The organism is Streptomyces sp. NPDC050416 (assembly GCF_044458845.1).
Classification (GTDB): Bacteria; Actinomycetota; Actinomycetes; order Streptomycetales; family Streptomycetaceae; genus Streptomyces.
Genome location: NZ_JBITII010000001.1, coordinates 533,159 through 552,743 on the forward strand (window position 1 = coordinate 533,159; position 19,585 = coordinate 552,743).

At 71.7% G+C, this 19,585-nt stretch carries 16 protein-coding genes, 1 tRNA gene and 1 pseudogene; 10 read left to right on the forward strand and 8 right to left on the reverse strand.

The window, feature by feature from the left end:
* Nucleotides 1–92 precede the first annotated feature (92 nt).
* From ACIBL4_RS02400 to ACIBL4_RS02420, 5 genes are read left to right on the forward strand one after another with little or no spacing between them, the layout of a single operon-like run.
* Nucleotides 93–884 carry a glycosyltransferase family 2 protein gene (locus tag ACIBL4_RS02400; RefSeq protein WP_399405671.1) on the forward strand — a complete coding sequence of 264 codons (792 nt, stop codon included), beginning with the start codon at nt 93–95 and terminating at the stop codon, nt 882–884.
* Nucleotides 881–2,179 (forward strand): glycosyltransferase, encoded by a 1,299-nt coding sequence (locus ACIBL4_RS02405; RefSeq protein WP_399405673.1) that lies wholly within the window; start codon nt 881–883, stop codon nt 2,177–2,179. Before ACIBL4_RS02400 ends, ACIBL4_RS02405 begins: the two co-directional genes overlap by 4 nt.
* 9 nt (nt 2,180–2,188) lie before the next feature.
* Entirely contained in the window at nt 2,189–3,553 is a 1,365-nt protein-coding gene (locus ACIBL4_RS02410; RefSeq protein ID WP_399405675.1) for a lipopolysaccharide biosynthesis protein, read from the forward strand.
* Complete coding sequence (locus ACIBL4_RS02415; protein WP_399405677.1) at nt 3,550–4,521, forward strand: glycosyltransferase family 2 protein; 972 nt, start codon at nt 3,550–3,552, stop codon at nt 4,519–4,521. Before ACIBL4_RS02410 ends, ACIBL4_RS02415 begins: the two co-directional genes overlap by 4 nt.
* Nucleotides 4,518–5,342, forward strand: a complete 825-nt coding sequence (locus tag ACIBL4_RS02420; RefSeq protein ID WP_399405679.1) for a polysaccharide deacetylase family protein — start codon at nt 4,518–4,520, stop codon at nt 5,340–5,342. The genes ACIBL4_RS02415 and ACIBL4_RS02420 overlap by 4 nt, the downstream gene beginning before the upstream one ends.
* A gap of 7 nt (nt 5,343–5,349) precedes the next feature.
* Here the strand turns inward: ACIBL4_RS02420 and ACIBL4_RS02425 are convergent, their stop codons facing one another.
* From ACIBL4_RS02425 to ACIBL4_RS02435, 3 genes are read right to left on the reverse strand one after another with little or no spacing between them, the layout of a single operon-like run.
* Complete coding sequence (locus ACIBL4_RS02425; RefSeq protein ID WP_399405681.1) at nt 5,350–6,165, reverse strand: family 16 glycosylhydrolase; 816 nt, start codon at nt 6,163–6,165, stop codon at nt 5,350–5,352.
* A 4-nt stretch (nt 6,166–6,169) separates the two neighbouring features.
* On the reverse strand, nt 6,170–7,897 hold the full coding sequence (locus ACIBL4_RS02430) for an NAD(P)-binding domain-containing protein (RefSeq protein WP_399405683.1): 1,728 nt from the start codon (nt 7,895–7,897) through the stop codon (nt 6,170–6,172).
* Nucleotides 7,894–9,723 carry a glycosyltransferase gene (locus tag ACIBL4_RS02435; RefSeq protein ID WP_399405686.1) on the reverse strand — a complete coding sequence of 610 codons (1,830 nt, stop codon included), beginning with the start codon at nt 9,721–9,723 and terminating at the stop codon, nt 7,894–7,896. Before ACIBL4_RS02435 ends, ACIBL4_RS02430 begins: the two co-directional genes overlap by 4 nt.
* 180 nt (nt 9,724–9,903) lie before the next feature.
* Here ACIBL4_RS02435 and ACIBL4_RS02440 point away from each other — a divergent pair, with 180 nt between their 5' ends.
* The gene (locus ACIBL4_RS02440; RefSeq protein ID WP_399405688.1) at nt 9,904–10,791 is read left to right on the forward strand and encodes an alkaline phosphatase family protein; all 888 of its coding nucleotides are present in this window, start codon (nt 9,904–9,906) and stop codon (nt 10,789–10,791) included.
* An 8-nt stretch (nt 10,792–10,799) separates the two neighbouring features.
* Here the strand turns inward: ACIBL4_RS02440 and ACIBL4_RS02445 are convergent, their stop codons facing one another.
* Nucleotides 10,800–11,885, reverse strand: a complete 1,086-nt coding sequence (locus ACIBL4_RS02445) for a GNAT family N-acetyltransferase (protein WP_399405690.1) — start codon at nt 11,883–11,885, stop codon at nt 10,800–10,802.
* Nucleotides 11,882–12,964, reverse strand: coding sequence for a phosphotransferase family protein (locus tag ACIBL4_RS02450; RefSeq protein WP_399405692.1), 1,083 nt, complete (start codon nt 12,962–12,964; stop codon nt 11,882–11,884). Before ACIBL4_RS02450 ends, ACIBL4_RS02445 begins: the two co-directional genes overlap by 4 nt.
* 152 nt (nt 12,965–13,116) lie before the next feature.
* Here ACIBL4_RS02450 and ACIBL4_RS02455 point away from each other — a divergent pair, with 152 nt between their 5' ends.
* Nucleotides 13,117–13,857 (forward strand): TetR/AcrR family transcriptional regulator, encoded by a 741-nt coding sequence (locus tag ACIBL4_RS02455; RefSeq protein ID WP_399405694.1) that lies wholly within the window; start codon nt 13,117–13,119, stop codon nt 13,855–13,857.
* On the opposite strand, the gene ACIBL4_RS02460 is transcribed toward ACIBL4_RS02455, so the two are convergent.
* From ACIBL4_RS02460 to ACIBL4_RS02470, 3 genes are all read right to left on the reverse strand, one after another.
* A complete protein-coding gene (locus ACIBL4_RS02460; protein ID WP_399405696.1) occupies nt 13,811–14,647 on the reverse strand; it encodes a DUF427 domain-containing protein in 837 nt (278 codons plus the stop codon). The two genes, ACIBL4_RS02455 and ACIBL4_RS02460, sit on opposite strands and share 47 nt — an antisense overlap.
* Before the next feature lie 56 nt (nt 14,648–14,703).
* The gene (locus tag ACIBL4_RS02465; RefSeq protein WP_399405698.1) at nt 14,704–15,687 is read right to left on the reverse strand and encodes an aldo/keto reductase; all 984 of its coding nucleotides are present in this window, start codon (nt 15,685–15,687) and stop codon (nt 14,704–14,706) included.
* Nucleotides 15,688–15,842: 155 nt separating this feature from the next.
* Nucleotides 15,843–15,916 (reverse strand) — tRNA-Pro (locus tag ACIBL4_RS02470).
* 102 nt (nt 15,917–16,018) lie between these two features.
* On the opposite strand from ACIBL4_RS02470, the gene ACIBL4_RS02475 reads away from it, so the two are divergent.
* The 3 genes and pseudogenes from ACIBL4_RS02475 (at nt 16,019) to ACIBL4_RS02485 (ending at nt 19,562) form a co-directional block, all read left to right on the forward strand.
* Nucleotides 16,019–16,621 (forward strand): DUF309 domain-containing protein, encoded by a 603-nt coding sequence (locus tag ACIBL4_RS02475; protein ID WP_399405700.1) that lies wholly within the window; start codon nt 16,019–16,021, stop codon nt 16,619–16,621.
* Between the two features lie 204 nt (nt 16,622–16,825).
* Nucleotides 16,826–17,405 (forward strand): annotated as a pseudogene (cobF, locus tag ACIBL4_RS02480) (precorrin-6A synthase (deacetylating)); the annotation flags it as partial.
* Nucleotides 17,406–17,486: 81 nt separating this feature from the next.
* Entirely contained in the window at nt 17,487–19,562 is a 2,076-nt protein-coding gene (locus ACIBL4_RS02485) for an MDR family MFS transporter (RefSeq protein WP_399405702.1), read from the forward strand.
* The last annotated feature ends 23 nt before the right edge of the window (nt 19,563–19,585 follow it).

Here is a 19,585-nt window from a genome sequence, read left to right on the forward strand (position 1 = left end):
TCTTGACCTCAGGAACAAAACGGGCAAGATGTACGTATACACCATAAATATATGGCGTCACCGCGAGACGCCGACGCGGAGATACCGGCACTATGAACGACACTCAGCAGCTGACCGAGCGCACCTCCTTCGACGCCCGTGCCAACGGGTCCCCGCACCCCCTGCGCCGGGCCGGAGACCGTCCCCCGCCGCGCGCCACCGTGAGCCTGGTCGTCCCGGCACGGAACGAGGCCCGCAACATCCCCTGGGTCTTCGAGCAGATCCCGGACTGTGTCGACGAGGTCATCCTGGTCGACGGAGACTCCGTCGACGCCACGGTCCACATGGCGATCCGGTGCCTGCCGGCCGTCCACCCCGTCGCCCAGAGCGGTCCGGGCAAGGGGAACGCCCTGCGCACCGGCTTCCTTTCCGCGACCGGCGACTACATCGTGATGATGGACGCCGACGGCAGCATGCTGCCCGGGGAGATCCCCCACTACGTGCACTTCCTTGACAACGGTTTCGACTTCGTGAAGGGGTCCAGGTTCATCGCGGGCGGCGGCTCGCTCGACATCACGCGCATCCGGCGGCTCGGCAACCAGGTGCTGCTGGCCGCCGTGAACCACCTGTACGACGCCAAGCTGACGGACCTGTGCTACGGGTTCTGCGCCTTCCGCCGCGAATTCCTCGACGACCTGAACCTGCACTCCTCCGGATTCGAGATCGAGACCGAGATGATCGCCCATGCCCTGCGCTCGGGTCTGCGCATCGCCGAGGTCCCGAGCCTCGAACTGCCCCGGCGCAGCGGCCGATCCAACCTGCACGCCATCTCCGACGGCCGCCGGGTGCTGCGTACGCTGCTTTCCGAACGGCCCGGGGCCAGGGCCGGACGGAGCCCGGCATGAGCTTCAGTCTCCGTCCAGCCGCCAGAATCCGTCATCCGGAGTACCCGGACACGCGCCCCACCGCGTCCGGGTACTTCCCGGTCGAGGTCGTCGACGTGGATCTGGCGCGGCCGTACGAGTTTCGTCCGCCCGGCGGCCCGGGGCCGATCCGCCCTACCGCGCCGGTGCTGGCCCTGGTGCGGCTGCGCGGGCATCCCCTGGGTCTGATCTCGGCATCCGGCGCGGCGGCTTCGGGCGGCGGCCCCGAGGACCTGTGGCGGTGTGTGGCGGACACGGCACGCCGACGGTTCGTGATGCCGGCCGCGGGATCACGAACCGTCCCGAGAGCCTCGTCCGCCGCGCCGTTCATCAGCGTGATCATCGCGACGCACAACCGGCCCGGGATGCTCCGCCAGTGCCTGAACTCCCTGCTCCGGGCGGATTACCCGCGCTTCGAGGTGATCGTCGTGGACAACGCCCCGGCCGACGACGCGGCCGAGCGGCTGGTCCGGGACGTGTACGGGGGCCGGGTGCGCTACGTCCGGGAGCCGAAGGCAGGCCTGGCCCACGCGCACAACCGGGGCCTGGCCGCCGCTTGCGGCGAGATCGCCGCCTTCACCGACGACGACACCCTGGTCGATCCGGGTTGGCTCACCGCGATCGCGGAGGGCTTCGCCCAGGATCCCGGTGTCGGCTGCGTCACCGGACTCATCGTCCCGGCCGAGTTGGAGACCGCGGCCCAGGCGGCGCTGGAGCACCATGGCGGTTTCGCCAAGGGGTACGCACCGCGCACCTGGTCCCTGCGCGACCCGCCGAAGGACCCTCTGTTCCCGTTCACGGCGGGGCGCTTCGGCTCCGGCACCAACATGGCCTTCCGCATGTCCGCGCTGCGGGCGCTCGGCGGTTTCGACCCGGCCACGGGCACCGGGACCCCGGCCCACGGCGGCGACGACCTGCTCGCGTTCTTCCGGGTCCTGACGGCCGGTCACACCCTGGCCTACCAGCCGGAAGCGATCGTCTGGCACCGCCACCGCCGCACGCAAGACGCCCTGGAAGCCCAGGCGTTCGGCTACGGGGCCGGTCTCGGCGCGTACCTCACCGGCGCCCTGGTGAACGAGCCCCGCATGATCCCGGCCCTGCTGCGCAGGCTGCCCCGCGGCGTCCGGTACGCCCTGGCACGGACGCACCGCGCAGCGCACGCGGACACCCCCCGGACACGACGGCTCGCTCACCTGGAACGGCGCGGCCTGCTGTACGGACCGGTCGGCTATCTGCGCAGCCGCCGCCGGAACCACACCGGCGGCGCCGGGGCCTGAGGAGAGATTGTGTACACGACGCAGGACACCATGCCCGAGGCCACGGACACACCCGGCCCGGGGCGGTCTCTGACCACGGCGGTGCGCGCCGGGATCGCCCGCGTCCTGCCCAGCGAGCCGCTGGTGCGCAACGGCCATCTGCTGGCGATCAGTTCCCTGGTCAACGCGGGAGTCGGCGCGATCTTCTGGCTGTTCGCCACCCACTGGTACGACGACGAGGTCGTGGGTGTGAGTTACTCCGCCCTGTCAGCGTCCCTGCTCTTGGCCAACATCGGCCAGCTCAACCTCAACGACTTCCTGATCCGGTTCCTGCCGTGCTCCGGACGCCAGACCCGCAGACTGCTGCTCACCTGCTACGCGGTGACCGCCTCGTGGAGCGCCGTGGTCTGCCTCGTCTTCGTCCTCCTCGTGCCCGCCCTCTCGCCCGAACTGGCCTTTCTGCGGGACCCCTTGGTCGCGGTCTGGTTCGTGGCGGCGACCGCCGCGTACACCATCTTCGTCCTGCAGGACGGGGCACTGACAGCGATGCGCCGCCCTGGCTGGGTGGTGGCGGAGAACATGGTCTTCGCATTCGTCAAGATCGCGCTGCTCGCCGGTGGCGCGCTCCTGGTCCTGAAGACCGGGATCCTGCTGTCCTGGGCGGGAGCCCTGCTCGTCTCCCTTCTCGTGGCCAACTACCTCCTGCTGCGACGGGCGGTCCCACGCCACGAACGGGAGAACCCGGACGCCGTGCGCCCGCCGCGGCTGCTCAGCTACGCCGCGGCCGACTACACGGGCTCCCTGTTCCGCATGGCCGCTTACACGCTCGTGCCCCTGATGGTGCTGAGCGCCCTCGGGGCGGAGCAGAGCGCCTACTTCTCACTCGCCTGGATCATCGGCTACGTGCTGTTCCTGGTGGTGCGCAACATGGGCAGCTCGCTGGTCGTCGAGGCGGTGCGCCGCCCCGAACGGCTGGCGGAACACGGGCTGCGGGTACTGCGCCACTCCGGGATGCTGCTGGCCACCGGTGTCGCCGTGATCGTCGCCGCGGCCCCGTGGATCCTGAAGCTGTTCGGGCCCGGCTACGCCGAGAACGGCACCACCCTGCTGCGTCTGCTCGCCCTCTCCGCACTGCCCAACCTGGTGTTCAGCGTGGCCGTGGACGTGTTGCGTGCCCGCCGGCGCATGCGCCTGGTGGTCGGGCTGCAGATCACCCTGTGCGTGCTGGTGCTGGGGCTGGTGCATCTGCTGCTGCCGGTGCTCGGGGTGACGGGCGCGGGTGTCGCCTGGCTGGCGGCGGAGTGCCTCATCGCCACGCCCTTGCTGATCTGGCGGACCCGCTGGCTGACGGCCCCTTCCCGGCAGGACGCCATGAGCTCCGGGAGTACCTCATGAACACCGCACCGAGCCTCTCCGTCATCGTGTGCGCCTACACACTCGGACGCTGGGAGGACATCCAGGCCGCCATCGCCTCGGTCCACTCCCAGGCCCGTCCGCCGGACGAGGTCCTGCTGGTCGTCGACCACTGCCCGGAACTCCACCGCCTCGCCACCCGCATGCTGCACGACGTCCGGGTGCTGCCCAACCAGCAGCACAAGGGCCTGTCCGGCGCCAGGAACACCGGCGTCGAGGCGGCCGTCGGGGACGTGGTCGCCTTCCTCGACGACGACGCCACCGCACATCCGTCATGGACGGCCCGCATCCTGGCGGACCACCGCGATCCTCGGGTCGCCGGGGTCGGTGGGCTCGTCGTGCCCTGGTGGGAGACGGACCGGCCCCCCTGGTTCCCCCCGGAGTTCGACTGGGTGGTCGGCTGCTCGTACCGCGGACTGCCCGAAGAGCCCGCACCGATCCGCAACTTCATCGGGGCCAACATGTCCTTCCGCAGGGATGTGCTCCGCGCGGCCGGCGGCTTCCGCACGGACCTGGGCCGGGTGGGGACCCGGCCCCTCGGGTGCGAGGAGACCGAACTGTGCCTGCGCATCAGGTCCCGCCGGCCGGACGCCGTCCTGCTCTACGACCCCTCGGTCGCCGTCCGGCACCGCGTCCCCGCCGCACGCGCCACATGGTCGTACTTCCGGGCGCGCTGCTACGCCGAGGGGCTCTCCAAAGCATTGGTGGCGAAGTACAGCGAAGGCCCCGCCGCCCTGTCCAGCGAGCGCGCCTACCTCACGTCGACCATCCCCCGCGCCTACCGCGAGGCCCTCCGCCGCGCCCGGCCGGCCCCGGCGCGGACGGTCCTCGCCCTGACCCTCGGTCTCGGCGCCACCGCCGCGGGGTACGCCGTGGGCTCGGTGCGCACCCGGCGCTCCACGCCCGCTGAACCGGCCCACCGCGTTCCGGCGAGGGAGCGGGCGGCATGACCCACCAGCCCGTCCCCGTCTTCCTGTACCACTCGGTGTCCGCCGACCCCGCGTCGTGGATCGCCCCCTTCACGGTGCGCCCGCGGGTCTTCGCCGAGCAGCTCGATCTCCTCACGGACAGCGGTCTCGAGATCGTCCCGCTGCGGCGCCTGGTCGCCGCGCTGCGCGGCGGTCCGCCGCTGCGGCCCCGCTCGGCCGTGCTGACCTTCGACGACGGGTTCGCTGACTTCCACTCCACCGTGGCACCGCTGCTCGCCGACCGGGGGCTGCCGGCGACCCTCTACGTCACGACGGGCGCGCTGGGTGGACCGTCCTGGCCGCCGGAGAGGGGCAGTCTCCTCCCGCCCGCACCGATGCTGACCTGGCGTCAGGTGCGGGAACTGGACCTGCTCGTCGAGATCGGCGGGCACACCCGGAGCCACCCCCAGCTGGACACTCTCCTGCGGCAGGACGCCCGGGAGGAGGTCGAGGGCTGCAAGGCCCGTCTGGAGGACGCCCTCGGGCATCGTGTCGACGCCTTCGCCTACCCTCATGGCTACTCCAGCCGCTCGGTCCGCCGGCTGGTGGACGAGGCGGGCTGGACCTCGGCCACGGCCGTCCGGTACGGCTTCAGCTCCGGCGCGGACGAACCGTTGCGCATCGCCCGGCTGATGGTGCGCGCCGACACCACACGGGACCGCTTCCTGGCCTGGGCACACGGCGCGGGCGCGCCCGTGGCTCCGTTCCCCGAGCGGACCAGGACCAAGGCCTGGCGCGGCTACCGGCGCCTGCTGGCCGGCATCGACCACCCCTACCCATCGCTGCCCACGCCCGCCGGGTGAGGGTCCGTCACTCCTGCCAGACACGCACCCAGTCCACCGTCATCCGAGCGGAGTCCACCGAGGGGGGCGGCGACTGCGGTACTCCGACCGCGAGGTTGACCAGGACCTCCATCGGCACGTGCGGGATCCGCTCGGGTTCGGTCACCCGGAAGCGCCGGATCCCGTCGACGTACCAGCTCACCTCGTCGGGGGTCCAGAGCATGCCGAAGACGTGGTGCTTGTCCGGGAAGGGAACGGGCCCGTAGGTGCCACGTGCCCGCTGGTCGCCCTCCGGGCTGCGCCAGTGCGCGTACATGAAGACCTGCTCGGTGCCTCCGAGGAACTCCATGATGTCGAGTTCGGGGGGCGTGAACTTGGACGCCGGCATCAGCCAGAAGGCCGGGAACATGCCCGCCTGCTCGGGAATGCGGATGGACGCCTCGAAGTACCCGTAGGTGAAGACGTGCCGGGGGTCGCCGTACCAGTCGTCCCTGCCGGTCGAGATCATGCCGGACCGCCAGGGGTACGTCTTGTCGTCGCTGCCGCGTGTGCTGCGCCGCTCGGCGTCCAGGCTCAGCTCACCGTCCCCGACGGAGACCTGGCCGGGCAGGTACCACTGCTCCTCGTCGTTGCCGCTGTTCGTGCAACCGTCCTTGTTCCAGTCGTAGCAGGTCGCCCAGCGGTCGGTGTCGAGGTCCGAGCCGTCGAACTCGTCGCGGAACGTCAGGTCCCAGTCCTGCGGCACGGGCTTCGGCCGGGCCACGTCCGGCTCCGTGGCGCCGCAGCCGAAGGCCAGCACCAGTGCCAACGCGGCCAGGGCGGGGCGCAGCCGTCGCGCGCGCACGGGGCTACCGCCGTTTTCCGGCCGTCACGGCGGCGGTGAGGCGGTGGGCGGCGAAACCGGTGCCGGTGACGAACCGCAGCAGTGGCCCGAAGCTCGGGGCCGCCGCGAGCCCGGTGAAGTACAGGCCGGGCGTCGACGACTCGAACCCGGAGGTCAGCACCGGCGCTCCGGCGAAGACGCGCAGGGACTGCCGCAGGTCCGGATCGAGAAGGTCCAGGCGGCGAAGGTCGACCCGGTAGCCCGTGGCGGCCAGGACGTGATCGACCACGATGTCCTGCGGCCAGCCGTGCTCGTCGAGCAGCCGCAGCCGGACCACCCCGTACCCCGGCTCGGCGGCGACCAGGGTACGGCCGCCCAGCACCGGGAACCGGCCCGCGGCCCGCTCCTTCAGCCACCAGGCGCCGGACGGTCGCGGTACGGCGCGCAGCAACTCCATGCGCAGCGGTGCGGGGAGGCGGCGGTAGGCCGCCCCGTTCCGGCACACGGCGCCCAGCAGCGGGTGCCCGCTGCCGAGCGGTGAACCTGGCCCCGGCGGCCGGGAACGGTCGCCCGCGCCGTTCGGCGGCGGTGGGTCGAAGATCACGGCCGGCGTGCGGGCGACGACGGTGGGGCGGGCCCGCGCCTCGTGCAGCAGGGTCGCGTACTCGAGGGCGGACTGCCCGGCCCCGAGGACGGCCACGCGCTCTCCTGTGAAGCGGCGCAGATCTCGGTGCCGGCTGGTGTGTGAGGCGAGCCCTTCCTCGGCGCACGCACGCAACACCCGGGGGACGTAGGCGTAGGCCACCGCGCCGGTGGCGAGCACCACGGAGGCGGCGAGCGGTTCCTCGCCGGAGTCGAGGAGCAGCCGGAAGCCGTCCTCCGCGGCCCGGATCCGGCGCACCCGGCGCGGCTCCAGTTCCGGCACCAGGTGCTCCTGGAACCAGCGTCCGTAGTCGATGTACTCGGCGAGCGACACCGGGCGGGTGTCGTTGGCCCCGTCCAGGCCCCGTGCGGCGCGGAAGTCCGCGAGGGCGTACCCCTGCCGTGGGGCGGCGATCGCCGAGGCGGCCGGGACGGTCTGCAGGAGCATGCCGTCGGGCATGTGGGCACGCCACGACTCCATGGTCTCCCCGAAGACCCGCAGCCGTACCCGGGCCGCTTGCAAGTGGCAGGCGGTGGCCAGGCCGTAGGGTCCGGCTCCGACGACGGCGACGATGCCTCCGTCGCTCGGCGGGCCGGGGCCCCGCGGCCGCGGGGGCGGTTTGCCGGGTGCCGTCGTGCCCGGCTCGTGCGGTGTGTCCGTCGCCGACGCGGGCCGGGCGCCGGGCGACGGCGGTGCGTCGTCCGGGGCGATGGGCCTCGGTCGGGGCCGGCGACTGCCCGGTGGGGGCAGCAGGGCCAGGAGGGACGTCATGACGGCGAGGGTGACGATCACGCGCGTGGTGGTGAAGGATTCGCTGAGGTAGAACGGCTCCACCGCGAGGACACCCAGGCACAGGCTGAGCACCACGGCCAGGAATGCGGTCTCCACGACGAACGGCCACCCCCGCTCGTGCCAGGGCGTGGGCCTGGCCCACCGGGTGGCCGCGAACCCCGGGCACAGCAGCAGGAACACGCAGATGATCAGAAGCCGCGGGACACCCTCGTCCGGCAGGGCCAGGGTCGCGGCGAGGGCGAGCCAGCCGGACAGCGCGAGCGCGATGCGCAGCGGCCATCTCCAGCGTGGCGGAAGGCTCGTGGGGAGCGTGGTCATGACGCCTCTCCCGCGTCGGGGTTCTGGTAGCGGAAGACCACCGCGTCCTGGTTGCGGAACACCCGCACGAATCCCCAGGTATTCGACATCGCCCGGTCCATGCGCTGCATGGTGTCGGCGGGCAGGCTGCCGTTGAGGTAGCACTCCGCGGCCTGGGCGCGGCTCAGCACGATGTACGCCGGTTCGCGCACGGTGGCACCGTCGATGAACGGCTCCAGACCCTCGATCGGGTTCGCCACCAGCCGTTGCCGGACCTTGAGGTCCTGTTCGTTGAGCTGGATCCGCGGATGTTTGTCGTAGTTCATCTCCAGGCCGGGCACGTCCGACGTGAGGGAGACGATGAGGGACCCGGGAGGCGTGGTGGCCGTGACGAAGTGGGTGGCCGCCACCTCCTCCTTGGTGAAGTAGTTGGCCGACTCCTTGCCGTAGTAGCCGAAGAGCAGGCCGCCCAGCATCGCCAGCAGCAGCGGGGCGACCAGGAACACGCGCAGCCGTGGATGTCTTCGTGACTCGAACAGCAGGGCCGAGATGAGCAGGGCGGCGGCGGGCAGCGCGAACAGGTAGGCACGGAAGATCATCTCGCCGCCGTAGGAGTTCGCGACGAGGACCGGCAGCGGAGCCAGGACGAGCAGCGGCAAGCCGGTGCGGCGGGTCCAGCGGCGCCTGACGAACGCCAGGGCCGCCAGCAGGAAGACCGCGGCCGACAGACTCCGGTCGATCCACGAGACCTGCACCTGCCCGGGTGCGGCGGCGCCCAGGGTGGCCAGCCCGGAGACCACGTTGGATTCCGGCTCCAGCAGCGCGCTGACGAACTCGCCCAGGTTGGCCGAGACGAAGGGGCGCGCGACGGTGACGTCCCAGACCACGGTCAGCAGCACCCCGGCGCCCAGCACCGGCAGCAGCACGCGCCGGTTGCGGCGCGGAAGCGACAGTGCGACCAGGGCGCTGACCGTCATCAGCGGGCTCAGTGGGTGCGAGCAGACGATCACGGCCATGATCAGCACGACGAGCAGGTACCGGCCGACGGGCCATGCCCTGGCCTTGTCGCCCGGTGGCCGCTCGGCACAGGCCCGCAGTTGCCCCATGACGAGGGCGATGAGCGCGACGAAGAGCAGGAACGCGAACGCCTGGGGCGCGAAGTAGTCCTGCCCGACCCACGAGCAGGAGTAGAAGATCCAGACGGCTCCCCAGACGAGCCTCCGGTTCGTGGTCACGGCCCGGTAGATCAGGAGCAGCGGGGCGAGCAGCAGGACATTGTTGACGGGCGGGGCCCACACCGCGTAGCCGAGCGACGACTCCAGGCCGGTTGCCTGCACCACCAGGGCGTTGAGGTGGAAGAAGCCCGGCCACTGGTCGTAGACGTCGAGTTTCTCCGCACCGGGCACACTGCCGCCGTTGCGGATCATGGCGTCCACGACCGCCACGTGCTTCCACGCCCAGCCGTAGCGCAGGGTGGGGTACAGCAGGGCGGGAGTGGCGTGCAGGATGGCGATCAGGCCGAGGACGTAGGCGGTGAACCAGCCGCCCCGGGTCCGCCGGTCGGACAGGGCCACGCAGAAGCCGGCGGCGAGCAGACCGAGAGCGACCCAGAAGAGCACCGGAAGCACCTGGAGCAGACCCAGGTCCGTCATGGCGTTCAGGTTCACGTGGCGCAGGGAGAGCAGCCACAGGGCGAGCGCGACGGGCAGGGCCGCACGCGCCACCCACTGCCCTGCCGTGGTACGCCGGCGGCCGGACGGCGGCGCCGGCGTCCCGCCGGGTCGCCGCGTCTCCAGGGGAGCACGCGGCGCCCACTGACCCATCGTCAGCGGCGAACGCTTGCCCATGGATATGCCTCCCGCACGGCGGGTGCGACGACCAGGCCGGGAGCGCCGTGTGCGGCGCTCCCTTCATCGGCACACACCAGCGATCCATGCCGACCAATATGCGCCATAAGTGCTAAAAATTACGTTACTGCCCTTTGCTGCGACCGGCAGCGCGGATGGACCGACCGTCAGGGGAAAGCAGTGACAGCACGACTGATGACGCCGTCCCGCCCGGGGGACCGCATGCGGAAGTCGCTCGTCGCCGCGTCCGCCGCCTTGGGGATGCTCCTGCCGGTCGCGGGCTGCGGCTCCTCGCAGGAGGGCGACGGCGTCCCCCGGCCGGACCACATCGTGGTGGTCGTCGAGGAGAACCGGGGTTATGAGGACATCATCGGCTCACCCGAGGCCCCGTTCCTCAACGAACTGGCACGCAAGGGCGCCAACCTCACCCAGTTCTTCGCCATCACCTATCCGAGCCAGCCGAACTATCTGGCCTTGTTCTCGGGTTCCACGCAGGGCGTCGACAACGACTGCCCGAACGACTTCTCGTCCCGCAACCTCGCCTCCCAGCTGATACAGGACGACCTGGCGTTCACCGGCTACGCCGAGAGCCTGCCGAGCGTCGGCTTCGAGGGCTGCACCAGTGGCCCCTACGTACGCCGGCACGCGCCGTGGGTGAACTTCACCAACCTGCCGGACTCCGTCAACCGCCCTTGGACGGACTTCCCGAAGGACTTCTCGGACCTGCCGGAGGTCTCCTTCGTCGTCCCCAACCTGGACAACGACATGCACGACGGGAGCATCAAGCAGGGCGACGCCTGGCTCCGGGAGAACCTCGGGGACTACGCGGAGTGGGCGATGTCCCACAACAGCCTGCTGGTGGTCACGTGGGACGAGGACGAGGGCGGCGAGGACGAGGACAACCACATCCCGACCGTCGTCGTGGGCGAGCAGGTGAAGCCGGGCGACCATGATCAGCCCAACAACCTGTACGGGCTGTTGCGCACGATCCTGGACGCCTACGACCTCGACCCGCTCGGCCACAGCGCCCAGGCGAAGCCCCTGGACATCTGGAAGGACAGCGACTGACCGGTCCGTCAGGCGTCCTGGAACCGGATGACGCGTTTGACGGCCTTACGCAGCCCGTGCTCCACAGCGGAGACGGGCAGCCGTTCCCGCGCGTAACGGGGGGACGGGCGGCCCACCGCTCCGAAGCCCGCCTTGAAGTGCTCCAGGGAGGAGCCCGGGGCGGACTCGCCCATGTCGTAGACCTGGCAGCCTGTCTCGCACGCCTCCTCGATGGCCAGCCGGGTCAGCAGAGGGACGGCCCAGGTCCGATGGGCCAGGTCCCGGTTCATGGCCGACCGCCAGTACTTGGCGTACGGGCCGTGCCGCAGGACGACGATGGAGGCGGCGGGCTCCCCGTCACGCCAGGCCACCCAGATCGCACAGGACTCGCCGAATCGGGCGGCCACGGTGGCCAGTCGCCCCATGGGGAACTCCCGACGCTGGCGCCACCGGGCCAGAGCCAGCGGCTCGTGCTGCTTCCTGGCCCAGCGCTCGATGGACTGGTCGTACAGCCGCTCGAAGACCGGGACGAGCCGGCCGGTGCGGTCCACCTCGACCTCGACGTGCGCCTTCTCGGCGCGTTTGATGTCACGCCGGGCCCGGCCGTGGAAACGGTGCTGCCACACGGCGCCGAAACCACCGTCCAGATCCAGCACCTGGGTCAGGTGGGGCTCCAGCCGGAAGTTCCCAGGAGCGGCCCGCTGCCACGTCTCGGCGTCCTGCGGCCGGAAGCGCACGCCGACCCGCAGGGCCGGCCGGCGCCCCAGGTCCTCGAAAACCGCCCGCGCATGCTCGGGGCCGGCTCCTCCTGGGACCACCGGGCCTCCGGTCCCCCAGCCGGCCGGCCAGGACTCCTCCACGTCCAGCAGTCGTGGACGCCGTCCCCTGCTGACGAGCGGCAGCACGATCCGGACGCCCTCGCCGAACGCGTAGAGGCGGCTGGCATCCCGGTACGGCCCCGTCTCGCACAGGCAGTCGAGCCACGTCGGCGTCTGTGTGACGCTGGTGTCCGCGTCCTGCGCGGCCAGTTCCCACCAGGAGGCGCGGGGAGCCGGGCTCGTGACGTGTGCGGGACCTGCGGCGGTGTCGATCAGGAGTTCAGCGGGTGTGTTCACGGCGTTCTCCAGCGGGAGCGTGGACTCTGCGGGCTGTTGTGCGCCAGTACCTCACCGAGGACGGAGACGACGTTGTCGGCGACCCACCGGTGGCTGCGCCCGTACCGGGCCGACTTCTCGAGATTCCCCGCGACGTGCCACAGCCAGGCCAGCAACGTGAGCGCGGTCTCCGCCTCCGGGCCGGGAGCCAGAGCCCTCCCCTCGGCGAGCAGCCGCCTGTCCTCGGGCCGGAGAGAGGCACGCCGCACCACGTCGGCGACGACTGCGCCGAACTCCCGTCCGGCGAGCTGGTGCCGCATGGTCAGCACGAAGGTGTGGCAGTCGAGCAGAGCCGGGCCGTCGGGGACGGCGCCCGCCCAGTCGATCACCCCCGACAGGGGCCCCCGGCCCTCCGTCAGCAGCACGTTTCCCGGGTGGAAGTCACCGTGCGTCCAGGCCACCAGCAGCCGGCGCCCGGCCAGGGCGCGCTCCACCTGCTCACGCACCGCCGGCAGGGCCCGCGCGCCCTCGCCCCGGCGGCACCAGCGGACCTCCTCGGCCAGGACCGCCAGCCGGGGCTCCACCCAGTCGGCGACGTGGGGCGTCACCTCCTCCGTCCGTCCCGTGGCGAGGTGCAGCTCACGGATCGTCGTGAGTGCGGACTCGGCGACCCGGCGGGCCAGCTCCGGGGAACGCCGCAGCAGCGCATCGGCCTCCACGCCGGGCAGACAGGTCTCCACCACCAGGGGCAGCGGCCCCTCCAGGCGGCGCTCCTCCACCAGGGGCAGCAACCGCCGCCACGAGCCGAGCCGTTCGTCCCCGGCCAGTCGGCGTACGGCGTCGCACTCGTGCGCCAGCGACGCGGTCGCGCGTGCGCTGCGGGGGTGCTTGACCATGGCGGCCGGCGCATCGTCGCCGTCGATCCGGAACACGAGGAGGTCGGAGAAGGTCCGCCGCGGTCTGCCGGGGTCACCATGCCGGACACCCTGGGCGCTGAGGGAGTCCGCGAGCCTGCGTGCCGCGAGAACGTCGGCGGGACGCGTCAGGAGGGCGGCGGGGCGTAGGGGCAGGAGGCCTCTCAGCTCCTCGGTGAACGTCATCCGGCACTCCCTCCAGCCAGATGCCCGCAAAGATGCCCATATCACCTCTTTTCATCATCGGGGCAGCGCGGCTGAGGTGCGACTCGGCCCCCATCGTGTATGTGTACGTCGTAGCGGAGTCGGCTCCGTCTTTCGCACACCGAGGAGGCAGCATGGCGAACGGCCCTGGGCCGGGCGAGGCCCGCCGCGCCAGCGACCGGGGCCGCTACGGCCGGCTGAGCCGGGAGCAGGTGCTGGTCACCGCCCTGGAACTGGTGGATCGCGAAGGCCTGTCGGCACTGAGCATGCGCCGCCTGGGTGCCGAGCTCGGCGTGGAGGCCATGGCGCTCTACCGGTACGCGTCGAGCAAGGACGCGCTGCTCGACGGGCTCGTCGAGGCCCTGTACCTGGAGCTGGAGGAGCAGCTGGCCGCGGACGCCGGCGAGGACGCCGACTGGCGGGCCGGACTGCACCGCATCGCCCGGGCGACCTACGACGTGTGCCTCGCGCACCCCCAGGCCGTGCCGCTGCTGGCCACGCGTCTGCTGGCCGTCCCGCTGGCCCGGCGGCCCGCCGCGGTGCTGCGGGATCACGAGCGGGTGCTCGCGCTGCTGCGGCAGGCCGGGTTCGACGAGGCCACCGTCTCCGCTGTGTTCCGCGCCTTCACCGCCTGGCTGCTCGGCTATGTGTCCGTGGAGCTGCGCCCCATGGTCGACAACCCGGACGAGACCGATCCGGCCTTCCGGCTCGGGCTGCACCGGCTGTCCGCCAAGGAATTGCCGACGCTGCGGGAGACCGCGGCGGCGCTCGCCGAGCGGGGCGGCCCGGAGGGCCTCGCTGCCGGGTTCGACGCCCTGCTCGACAGCTTCACGGGCGGTTCCGGGAGCGGCTTGCCTTCCGCAGCATCCCGCTGAACGGCGTGTCCGGGCGCTCCAGGCGCTCGCCGTCCAGCGTGATGTCGACGGCCTCGTTGAAGAAGGCGACGCGTCCCTGGATCGGCGCCACGGCCGGGAGTGGCTCGGGGTAGCTCCAGACGATGTTGGGCGGCACATCGCCCTCGCGGCGCCAGGACCAGTACTCGGCGGTGCCCTTGTAGGGGCATCCGGTGCTGTGGTCGGTGGCGTCGAACAGGTCCAGGCGGACGTCCTCGCGGGGGAAGTAGTAGCGAGTCGGCAGGGAGGTCTCGAAGAGCAGGACGGGGGCGTGGGTGTCCGCGACGACCTGGCCCTCGATCTCGACCCGGACATGGCGGCTGCTCGGCAGCGCGTCTACGCGTTTGTGCGGGTCACGGGGGTGGACGAAGATCTCTTCCTCTTCCTCGTACCAGTGGTCGAGGCCCGTGTCGGTGCGCAGGAACCACTCGAAGGCGATGTGGCCGGCCAGGTCGTCCGCGGGGAACGTCCAGGCCGCGTTCGCGCGCACCTCGCCGTCGGCGTCGAGGTCGTAGAAGATCCGGGAGCCGGTGTGCTTGCCGGTGGGCGGGTTCTGTGCCGGGCGGAGGAGGTCGGTGCGGACGTCGTCGTGCGGGAAGGCGTACTGCGGCACGGGCAGGTGGGGTTCCCAGACGAGGACCGGGTGCCGGCTGTCGACGACGGTGATGTCGCCCTTGCGGCCGCGCACCCAGCGCTCGCTGGGCTCCCACAGGAGGCCTTCAGGGGTGGTCCTGATCGACCGGGCGGCGGGGTGGGCCGGGTGGGTGGTCATGGCCGGTGCTCCTTCCGGAGGTCCGGATGTCCGGTTCCCTCCACGGTCCCACGAGCTCAGTGCGCCGCGTCCAGCCTGGCCCGCTGCTCGGCGGTCAGTTCCAGGTCCACCGCGGCGAGGTTCTCCTCCAACTGGGCCACCGAGGAGACGCCGGCCAGCGGGACGATCGGCAGGTCGCCGCCGATCTGCCAGGCCAGCACGACCTGGTTGACGGTCGCGCCGGTCTCCCGGGCCACCTCCCGCAGTGCCGCCAGCCTGGCCGGGGTGCCGGGGTGGTCGAAGTCCGCGGGCAGCCGGTCCGGGTGGGTGTAGGCGCCCTTCAGCAGGGGTGAGTAGGCGACCAGGGTCAGTCGGGGCTCGGCCCGCAGGTAGCTCAGCAGGTCGGGGCCGGCGTGGCCGAGGCTGCCGTCCGGGAAGAGGGCCTCGGGTACGTCGGTGCGGGGGCGCAGGTGACTGTGCGCATACTGGAGCACTTCGTAGCCGGGCAGTCCGGCCGCGGCTGCGAGGGCGCGGGCCCGTTCCACCCGCCAGGCGGCGTGGTTGCTCACGCCGAGCAGTCCTACGGTGCCCTCGGCGACCAGGGCGGCGAAGCCCTCGACTGTTTCCTGGAGCGGGACCTCGTGGTCCTCGATGTGGGCGTACAGCAGGTCCAGCTTCGCCGTACCGAGCCGCTCGCGACTGCGTTCGGCGGACTCGCGGATCACCTTCGCCGACAGACCCTCGGGGTTGTCGACGTAGCTGGTACCGGGGGCCAGGGGGCGGGCGCCGAGCTTGGTCGCGATGACGATCTCGTCGCCGATGCCGCGGCTGCGCCGCCAGCGGCCGAGGAGTTCCTCGCTCTGGCCGCCCTGGCCGCCGTCGACCCAGAAGGCGTAGTTGTCGGACGTGTCGATGAAGTTCCCACCGGCTTCGACGTACCGGTCGAGGACGGCGAAGGACGTCTTCTCGTCCGTCACCGAACCGAACAGCATCGCGCCGAGTGCGAGCACGCTCACCTCGCGGCGGGTGCGCGGGTCCGTGCCGATCGTGCGGTAGCGCATGGCTGTTGCTCCCTCCGTTGGCGCCCCGGATCTCGGGGCACGAAAGGGAGTCTTCAGCTTGGAGCGCACTAGAGGTCAAGGGCGTGCGGCGGGGCAAGGAGGCCACACAACGAAAAAGGTCCCGCAGGCATCGGCCTGCGGAACCCTTCGCACCGTCGGGACGACAGGATTTGAACCTGCGACCCCTTGACCCCCAGTCAAGTGCGCTACCAAGCTGCGCCACGTCCCGGTGCGCGCCCACCGCGGTGAACCGCGTGATCGCGCGAACAGCACTTTACCCCACACCCCCGGCCACGCCGAAAGTCGGCCCCCGGCGGGGCACAATCGCCGTATGAGCAGTACAGACAGCAGGGGAAGCTCGCAGAACACAGCAAACCCGGAAACCGCCGGGAGCAGGGGAAACACGGGGAGCACGGCTGCGGATCCGCCCGGCGGCGCCCGGGACCGTGACAGCGAGGGGCGGGCGCGTAATGCCCGGCCCCGGGACGGGCTCGGACGGCCCCTGCCGTACGACGCGCCGGGCGTGCCGCGACAGCCCGAGGGCGTCGTCCGCACCCCGCAGGAGACCGTCGCCGAGGCGCAGCGACTGCTGGACGAGGGGAAACCGTTCCACGCGCACGAGGTCTTCGAGGACGCCTGGAAGTCGGGCCCCGACACGGAACGAGAACTGTGGCGCGGCCTCGCCCAGCTCGCGGTCGGCCTGACCCACACCGCCCGCGGCAACCTCACGGGCGGGGCGCGCCTGCTGCGGCGCGGTGCGGGCGCGGCCGAGGAGTGGGCATCCGCCTCCGGGGAGGCGACGCCGCACGGGATCGACATCGGCAGCGTCGCCACCTGGGCACGGGAACTGGCCGAGGAGGTGGCGCGGGAGGGCAACCCGGTGGACGCCGGGGCTCGGGCGCCTCGCCTGCGGGGCATGGACGCGGGGCGCTGACAGGGGCTGGGCGCGGAGTGCGAGCGTGCCGGGTGCGCATGCGAGCGGGCCCCGTGTGGGGCGACCCCGGGGCGCCGGGCAAGGAGGTCGCGGCGCAAGACCACACCGAGGCGCCGGACAGGACGGCCCCGCGCGGCCCAGGCCGCTCACCAGGGCAGCCCCGCGCAAAACCACCCCAGGCCGCTGAGCAGGGCAGCCCCGCGCAAGGCCCCGGCCCCGGAGCGGAACCGGGCCGCCGGCGGCGCGGCCTACTCCCCCGCCGTCGAGGAGTGGCGCAGCGCCCGCGCCGCGGTCTAACAGCGGCTGATCGGTGAGGTGCTCGGCGCGCAGGAGACGGGCGCGTTCCTGGTGTGGGGCGACCCGGCGCTGTACGACAGCACGCTGGGGATCCTGGATGAGGTGCTGGAGCGGGGGCGTGGCGTTCGAGTACGACGTGGTGCCGGGCATCAGCAGCGTCTCGGCGCTCGCCGCCCGGCACCGGACGGGCCTCAACCGGGTCGCCCGGCCCGTGCAGATCACCACCGGCCGGCGGCTCGCGGAGGGCTTCCCGGAGGGCGCGGACGGCGTGGTGGTGATGCTCGACGCGCACCAGGCCTTCCGGCGGTACGCGGACGACGACACCGAGATGTACTGGGGCGCCTACCTCGGTACGCCGGACGAGATCCTCGTCTCCGGTCCGATCGCCGAGGCCGGGCCTCGGACCGAGCGGCTGCGCGCCGAGGCCCGCGAGCGCAAGGGCTGGATCATGGAAACGTATCTGCTGCGCCGGCACCCCCGCGACTGACACGACTGCGGTGCACATCACCGGGCACCCGTGCGGACGTTCTGGCATGCGCACGTAGCCCCCAGGTGTGAAGGTGACGTCGTGACCGTCGTGCAGGAAGCCGCACTGCCCGCCTCCCAGCCCCCGGTGCTGGACACCCGTCGCCGCAACGTCGTCTTCGTGACGATCATGCTGGGGATGCTGCTCGCGGCCCTCGACCAGACCATCGTCGGCACCGCTTTGCCGACCATCGTCTCGGACCTGGGCGGGGCGGATCACATGTCGTGGGTGGTCACCTCGTACCTCCTGGCGGAGACCGTCGCGACCGTGCTGGTCGGCAAGTTCGGCGATCTGTTCGGCCGCAAGGTGGTCTTCCAGGTCTCGGCGATCGTGTTCATCACGGGCTCGTTCCTGTGCGGTCTGGCCACCAACATGTCGCTGCTGATCGCCTGGCGGGCGATGCAGGGCATCGGCGCGGGCGGGCTGATGGTCACGTCCATGGCGCTGATCGCCGACGTCATTCCGCTGCGCGAGCGTGGCAAGTATCAGGGTGCGATCGGCGCGGTGTTCGGCGTGTCCACGGTCATCGGGCCGCTGCTCGGCGGGCTGTTCACCGATCATCTGACGTGGCGGTGGGCGTTCTACGTCAACGTGCCCATCGCGATCGTCGTCGTCCTGGCGGCGGCACGGACCATTCCGGTCGTGAAGTCGGTCTCCCGGCCGGTCATCGACTACCTGGGCATCGCGCTCGTCGCGGTCGGTGCCAGTGCGCTGATCCTGGCGACGAGCTGGGGCGGCAACGAGTACGCCTGGGGATCGGGCCTGATCATCGGGCTCTTCGTGGGCGGGGTGCTCGCGCTCGGCCTGTTCTGCTGGATGGAGACCCGGGCGCGCGAACCGATGCTGCCCATGCGGCTGTTCGCCAACCCGGTGTTCACCGTCTGCTCGGTGCTCAGCTTCATCGTCGGCTTCGCGATGCTCGGCGCGCTGACGTACCTGCCGACGTATCTCCAGTACGTCGACGGCGACTCGGCCACGGTGTCCGGCGTGCGGACGCTGCCGATGGTGGCCGGGCTGCTCATCGCGTCGGTCTTCAGCGGCAGCGTCGTCAGCAGGACCGGGCGGTATCGGGTGTTCCCGATCGTCGGCGCGCTGGTGATGGGCGTCGGACTGTTCCTCATGTCCCTCATGGGGCCGGACACCGGCGCGTGGCTCGAGTCGCTGTACATGTTCGTCATGGGCACCGGCATCGGCCTGTGCATGCAGGTGCTGACGATCGCGGTGCAGAACACCGTCGACTACGCCGACCTGGGCACGGCGACCTCCGGGGTGACGTTCTTCCGCACGCTCGGCAGTTCCTTCGGCACGGCCGTCTTCGGCACGATCTACACCAACGCGCTGGCGCCCAACCTCCGCGAGGGGGTGGCGCGGGCGGCGCAGACCGGCGGCGTGGAACCGGGCACCGTCGCCAGGGCGGCGACCAGCCCGGACGGCGTGCACGGACTGCCCCCGGCCACGGCCGGCCCGATCATCGACGCCTACGCCGACACCCTCCAGACCGTGTTCCTGTGGACGGTGCCGGTCGCCGCGCTGGGCTTCCTCGTCGCCCTGTTCCTCAAGCAGGTCCGGCTGCGCGACACCGCGCGGACGGGATCGACCGACATGGGCGAGGGTTTCGCCTCGCCGAGCGGCGCGGACTCGCGGCGGGTGCTGGAGGCCGCCGTCGGAAAGATCATCGGCAGTACGGACCTGGACACCGCGCGCCGGATCATCCTGGAGTCGGACACCCGGCTCGATGTGGCGGGGGCCTGGGCGGTGATGCAGGTCGAGCTGTTCACGCGGATGGTCGGTCATGCCAGTCTCGGGCTGATCGCCGCGCGGCGCCGGATGCCGCCCGAGGTGCTGCTGCCGGTCTTCGATCGGATGGTCGACGAGGGGTTCCTGACCCGCGACGGCTCCCTCCTCTCCCACACGGAGGCCGGCGCCCGGGAGGCCGCGGTCATCAGCAGGGCCTGGGCTTCCTGGCTGGAGGACCGGCTGGGGCAGGACATCGGCCGTCCGTCGGACAGCGACCTGCGCGTCGCGGTCGACGCGATCGCGAAGCGGCTGCTGGTGGAGGACCTGAGCCACGGCCTGCCGGGCAGGCCGGAAAGGGCCCTGGCGACCAGTACGGCATGATCAGCACGGCGTGGCGGGCGGCT

What these genes read in the sequence shown, in the direction of transcription:
- ACIBL4_RS02400 (WP_399405671.1), top strand. Translation starts at nt 93, where the DNA reads ATGAACGACACTCAGCAGCTGACCGAGCGCACCTCCTTCGACGCCCGT.
- ACIBL4_RS02405 (WP_399405673.1), top strand. Translation starts at nt 881, where the DNA reads ATGAGCTTCAGTCTCCGTCCAGCCGCCAGAATCCGTCATCCGGAGTAC.
- ACIBL4_RS02415 (WP_399405677.1), top strand. Translation starts at nt 3,550, where the DNA reads ATGAACACCGCACCGAGCCTCTCCGTCATCGTGTGCGCCTACACACTC.
- ACIBL4_RS02420 (WP_399405679.1), top strand. Translation starts at nt 4,518, where the DNA reads ATGACCCACCAGCCCGTCCCCGTCTTCCTGTACCACTCGGTGTCCGCC.
- ACIBL4_RS02430 (WP_399405683.1), bottom strand. Translation starts at nt 7,897, where the DNA reads ATGACCACGCTCCCCACGAGCCTTCCGCCACGCTGGAGATGGCCGCTG.
- ACIBL4_RS02435 (WP_399405686.1), bottom strand. Translation starts at nt 9,723, where the DNA reads ATGGGCAAGCGTTCGCCGCTGACGATGGGTCAGTGGGCGCCGCGTGCT.
- ACIBL4_RS02450 (WP_399405692.1), bottom strand. Translation starts at nt 12,964, where the DNA reads ATGACGTTCACCGAGGAGCTGAGAGGCCTCCTGCCCCTACGCCCCGCC.
- ACIBL4_RS02455 (WP_399405694.1), top strand. Translation starts at nt 13,117, where the DNA reads ATGGCGAACGGCCCTGGGCCGGGCGAGGCCCGCCGCGCCAGCGACCGG.
- ACIBL4_RS02460 (WP_399405696.1), bottom strand. Translation starts at nt 14,647, where the DNA reads ATGACCACCCACCCGGCCCACCCCGCCGCCCGGTCGATCAGGACCACC.
- ACIBL4_RS02465 (WP_399405698.1), bottom strand. Translation starts at nt 15,687, where the DNA reads ATGCGCTACCGCACGATCGGCACGGACCCGCGCACCCGCCGCGAGGTG.
- ACIBL4_RS02475 (WP_399405700.1), top strand. Translation starts at nt 16,019, where the DNA reads ATGAGCAGTACAGACAGCAGGGGAAGCTCGCAGAACACAGCAAACCCG.